We start from the raw sequence: 4,674 nt of genomic DNA on the forward strand, positions 1-4,674 counted from the left end.
GGGCGCGGCCCCCCCCCCCCCCCCCCCCCCCCCCCCCCCCCCCCCCCCCCCCCCCCCCCCCCCCCCGCCCCCCCCCCCCCCCCGGTGGTCCGGGTGCGCAGACCGCGCCGTCCCCGGCCACCTCCCTCGTCGCCACGCCCACCGGCACGGTCGTCGTGCACGTGGCCGGGCGCGTGCTGAGCCCCGGCCTGGTGAGCCTGCCCGCCGGCGGCCGCGTCGCGGACGCGCTGAGCGCCGCCGGCGGTCCCGCGCCCGACGCCGACCTGGACGCGCTGAACCTCGCCCGCCCCCTCGTCGACGGCGAGCAGGTCCTCGTCCCGGCCCCGGGGCAGGCCCCGGCCCCGGCTCCCGCTGTCGGCACCACGGGCGGGGGTCCGGGCGCGGGCGGTGCAGCAGTGCCGGCCGGTCCGCTGGACCTGAACGCCGCCACCGCCGAGCAGCTCGACGCGCTGCCCGGGGTGGGCGAGGTCCTCGCCGGCCGGATCGTCTCCTGGCGGCAGGCCAACGGGCGCTTCACCTCCGTGGAGGAGCTGGGGGAGGTGCAGGGCATCGGCCCCAAGCTGCTCGACGGCGTCCGCGACCTGGTGCGGGTGTGAGCACCGCACCCGACCCCTCCGCCGCGGGGCCCGCCGGGGCGGACGGGCGCCCCGCGCCGCCGCTGGACCTGCGGCTGGTCGCCGCCGCGCTCGCCGGGTGGGCCGCCGCCGCGTGGGCGCCCACCGCGCCGCGCCCCGCCACCGCCGCGCTGGCCGCCACCGCCGGCGCGCTGCTGCTCACCGCGGTCGTGGTGCTGCGCCGGCGCGGGGGCACCGCCCTGCTGGTGCTCACCGCGGTGGCCGCCGTGCTGGCCTCCACGGCGGTCCAGCAGGCGCGCGCCACCACGGGCGAGCTGCCGCTGCGGGCGCAGCAGCGCGCCGTCGCGCTGGTCGAGGCCGAGGTGCGCTCCGAGCCGCGCGCGCTGCGCAGCGCCCGCCCCGGCGCCCCCGCCCGCGTGGCCGTCGACGTGCGCCTGAGCGCGGTGCTGGTGCGCGGGCAGCACCTCGAGGTCGCCGCCCCCGCCACCGCGTTCGCCGACGCCGCCTCCTGGCGCGCCGCGGTCGGCACCCGGGTGCGCCTGACCGCGCGCCTGGCTCCGGCCGAGCCGGGGGAGCGGGCCGTGGTGCTGCTGCACGCGCGCGGCGCCCCGCGGCCCGCCGCGCCCCCCGGCGCCGCGCACCGCGCCGCCGAGCGGCTGCGCGCCGGGCTGCGCGCGGCCTGCGCCCACCTGCCCGCCGACGCGCGCGGGCTGCTGCCCGGCCTCGTCGTCGGCGACACCTCCGCGCTGCCGGCGGACCTGGAGGCCGACATGCGCGCGGTGGGGCTGAGCCACCTGACGGCCGTCAGCGGGGCCAACACCACCCTCGTCGTCGGCGCCCTGGTGCTCGCCGCGTCCCGGCTGGGCCTGGGGCGCCGGGTGCGGCTGCTGGCCGCCGCGGCCGGGCTGGCCGGGTTCGTCGTGCTCGCCCACCCCGAGCCGAGCGTGCTGCGCGCCGCCGTCATGGGCGCCGTCGGCCTGGCCGGGCTGCTCGCCGGCCGGCCCGCGCGCGGAGTGCCGGTGCTCGCCGGCGCGGTGCTGGTGCTGCTGGTGGCCGACCCCTGGCTGGCCCGCGAGGCGGGCTTCGCGCTCTCGGTCCTCGCCACCGCCGGCCTGCTGCTGCTGGCCCGCCCCTGGGCGCAGCGCCTGCAGCGCGCCGGCGTGCCGGGCGCGCTGGCCCACGCCCTCGCGGTCCCGGCCGCCGCGCAGGCGGCGTGCGGTCCCGTCGCGGCGCTGCTCACCCCGTCGGTGAACCCGCTGTCGCTGCCGGTCAACGTCCTGGCCGCCCCCGCCGTCGCCCCCGCCACGGTGCTCGGGCTGGTGACCACCCTCGTGGCGGCCGTGTGGCCGGCCGCGGCCGCCGTCGTGGTGCTGCCCGCCGGCCTGGCGGTGCGGTGGGTCGCGCTGGTGGCGCACCGGGCCGCGGACGTGCCGGTGGCGCTGCCGCTGCCCGCCGGCGCCGCCGGGGCCCTCGTCGTCGCGGCCGGCACGGTGCTGCTCGTCGCCGCCCTCGCCCTGGTGCTGCGCGGCCGCCGCCCCGGCGCGCGCCGCCGGCGGCTGCCGGCGGCCGCGCTCGCGCTGGTGCTGTGCGCGGCGCTGCTGGTGCGCTGCGCCCCGCGCTGGGGCGGGCCGGCCGGGCCGTGGCCGGCGCCGGACTGGCTGGTGGTGGGCTGCGACGTCGGGCAGGGCGACGCCGTCGTGCTGCGCTCCGGGCCGCGCGCGGCGGTGCTCGTGGACGCCGGTCCCGACGCCGAGCTCGTCGACGGCTGCCTGCGGCGCCTGGACGTGCGGCGCCTGGACGCGGTGGTGCTCACCCACCCGCACGCCGACCACGTCGACGGCCTGGCGGGCGCGGTGCGCGGGCGCGAGGTGGCCCGGGTGCTGGTCTCCCCGCTGGCCGTGCAGCCGGCCTCCCGGCGGGTGGCCGAGGTCGCCGCCGGCGGCGGGGCGGAGGTGGGCACCGCCTCCGCCGGGCGCAGCGGCACGGCCGGCGCGGTGAGCTGGACCGTCCTGGCCCCCGCGCCCGGCGTCGCCGGCACCCCCGACCCGGACTCCTCGCAGGTCAACGACGCCAGCGCGGTGCTGCTGGCCGAGGTGGCCGGGGTGCGGGTGCTGCTGACCGGTGACCTGGAGCCGGACGGCCAGCGGCGGCTGCTGCGCGGCGCCGCCCGCTGGCCCGGCGGGACGGCCGTGGACGTCGTCAAGGTCGCCCACCACGGCTCGGGCCGGCAGGAGCCGGAGCTGTACGCGGCGCTGCGCCCGCGGGTGGCGCTGGTGGAGGTCGGCGCGGCCAACGACTACGGCCACCCCGCCCCCGCGACCCTGGCGCTGCTGCGTGGCCTGGGCGCACGGGTGCTGCGCACCGACCGCGACGGCGACGTCGCCGTGGCCGGCACCGCGGCGGACCTGCGCACCCTGGTGCGCGGCCCGGACCCGCGCGAGGCCGAGCGGCGGGCGCGCTACTCCGACGGGTGAGGCGCCGGCGCGGTCCCCGGCGGCTCAGGCCGGTGCGCGGCCGGTGCGCGGCCGGTGCGCGGCCAGCGTCAGCGGGGCACCCGCCCGGCGTCCTGCGCGGCGTCCCGCCCGCTCCCCCGGAGGGGGCCCTCCCGCAGGTCCACCACGTCGTCCCGGTCCCCGTCCCGACCCACCGGGTCGTCCCCGTCCCGGTCCGCCGCCTCCTCGCCCGGGTGCCCGTGCGCCCCGGCCAGCTCGTGCACCCGCCGCGCCAGCAGGTGCCGCAGCTCCGGCACCCCCTCGCCGGTCAGCGCCGACACCGCCGGGGCGCCGGGGTAGGCGCGGCGCAGCGCGTCGACCCACTCCGCCGGGGCGACGTCGACCTTGTTGAGCACGAGGACCTCCGGCAGGTGCGAGGCGCCGATCTCGTGCAGCACGCCGCGCACCGTGGTCACCTGCGCCATCGCGTCCGGCGCGCTCGCGTCCACGACGTGCACGACGAGGTCGGCGCCCACGACCTCCTCCAGCGTGGAGCGGAAGGCGTCGACGAGCTGGTGGGGCAGGTTGCGCACGAAGCCGACCGTGTCGGTGACGGTGAACGCGGCTCCGTCCACGACGAGGCGGCGCACCGTCGGGTCCAGCGTGGCGAACAGCTCGTCGCGCACCTCGACCTCGGCGGCGGTCAGGCGGTTCAGCAGCGCCGACTTGCCCGCGTTGGTGTAGCCGGTGATCGCCACCGAGGGCACCCGGTCGCGCCGGCGGCGGGTGCGGGTGCGCTCGCGCCGGGCGGCGATGTCGCGGGTGCGCCGGCGCAGCTCCCCGGCGCGGCGGCGCAGGCGGCGCCGCTCGGACTCCAGGCGCATCTCACCGGGACCGCGCACGCCGATGCCGGCGCCGCCGGCGACGCGGCCGCCGCCGATGCGCGACATCCCGGTGCCGCGCCCGCGCAGGCGCGGCAGCTGGTAGGCGATCTGCGCCAGCTCCACCTGGGTGCGGCCCTCGCTGCTGCGGGCGTGCTCGGCGAAGACGTCGAGGATGAGCGCGGTGCGGTCCACCACGCGCGCGCCGACCCGGTCCTCCAGGGTGCGCACCTGCGCGGGGGAGAGCTCGTCGTCGCACACCACCAGCGACGCGCCGGTGCGCTCGACCGCCTCGCGCACCGCCTGCACCGTCCCGGACCCCACGTACGTGGCGGGGTCGGGGTGCTCGCGGCGCTGCACGACGGTCTCGGCGACGGCCACCCCGTCGGTGTCGGCCAGCCGCGCCAGCTCGGCGAGGGAGGACCGCACGTCGACGTCGCCGTCGTCGACGGCCACGAGGACCGCCACCGGAGGGGCGGCGTCGGTGCCGCCGCCGGGGCCGAGCAACCAGGTTCCCGCCACGGAGAGCTCCCTGCAGGTCCGCTCCCGCCGGCGTCCACGCCGGCGGGAGCCGCGTGGGCCGTGGTTCGACCTCGCGCTCGACGCTAGCCCGCCCCCGACCGGCCCGCACCCGCGGCGGCGCCCGGCCGGACCGCGCTCGCGTCGAGGTCGGGGGCGGGGTCGGGGGCGGGGTCGGGGGGTGTCTAGAGCGCGGCGTCCAGGAACCCCGCGGGGCGGTTCACGCACGCCGCCCAGGGGTCGTGCCCGCCGATGAGGACCGCGCTG

The 4,674-nt window shown here is 81.5% G+C and carries 3 protein-coding genes; 2 read left to right on the forward strand and 1 reads right to left on the reverse strand.

What is annotated here, in order from left to right; all coding sequences use genetic code 11:
* Positions 1–161: 161 nt before the first annotated feature.
* Both ACRYR7_RS24390 and ACRYR7_RS24395 read left to right on the forward strand, forming a co-directional pair.
* Positions 162–596: a helix-hairpin-helix domain-containing protein gene (locus tag ACRYR7_RS24390; RefSeq protein WP_432574898.1), complete on the forward strand. Its 435-nt coding sequence runs from the start codon at positions 162–164 to the stop codon at positions 594–596.
* Positions 593–3,049: a ComEC/Rec2 family competence protein gene (locus ACRYR7_RS24395; RefSeq protein ID WP_432574900.1), complete on the forward strand. Its 2,457-nt coding sequence runs from the start codon at positions 593–595 to the stop codon at positions 3,047–3,049. Before ACRYR7_RS24390 ends, ACRYR7_RS24395 begins: the two co-directional genes overlap by 4 nt.
* A 68-nt stretch (positions 3,050–3,117) precedes the next feature.
* Here ACRYR7_RS24395 and hflX read toward each other — a convergent pair whose 3' ends face one another.
* Complete coding sequence (gene hflX, locus ACRYR7_RS24400; RefSeq protein ID WP_432574902.1) at positions 3,118–4,410, reverse strand: GTPase HflX; 1,293 nt, start codon at positions 4,408–4,410, stop codon at positions 3,118–3,120.
* Positions 4,411–4,674: the final 264 nt, after the last annotated feature.

The sequence above is a fragment of the Kineococcus gurbantunggutensis genome, from assembly GCF_050871925.1.
GTDB lineage: Bacteria > Actinomycetota > Actinomycetes > Actinomycetales > Kineococcaceae > Kineococcus.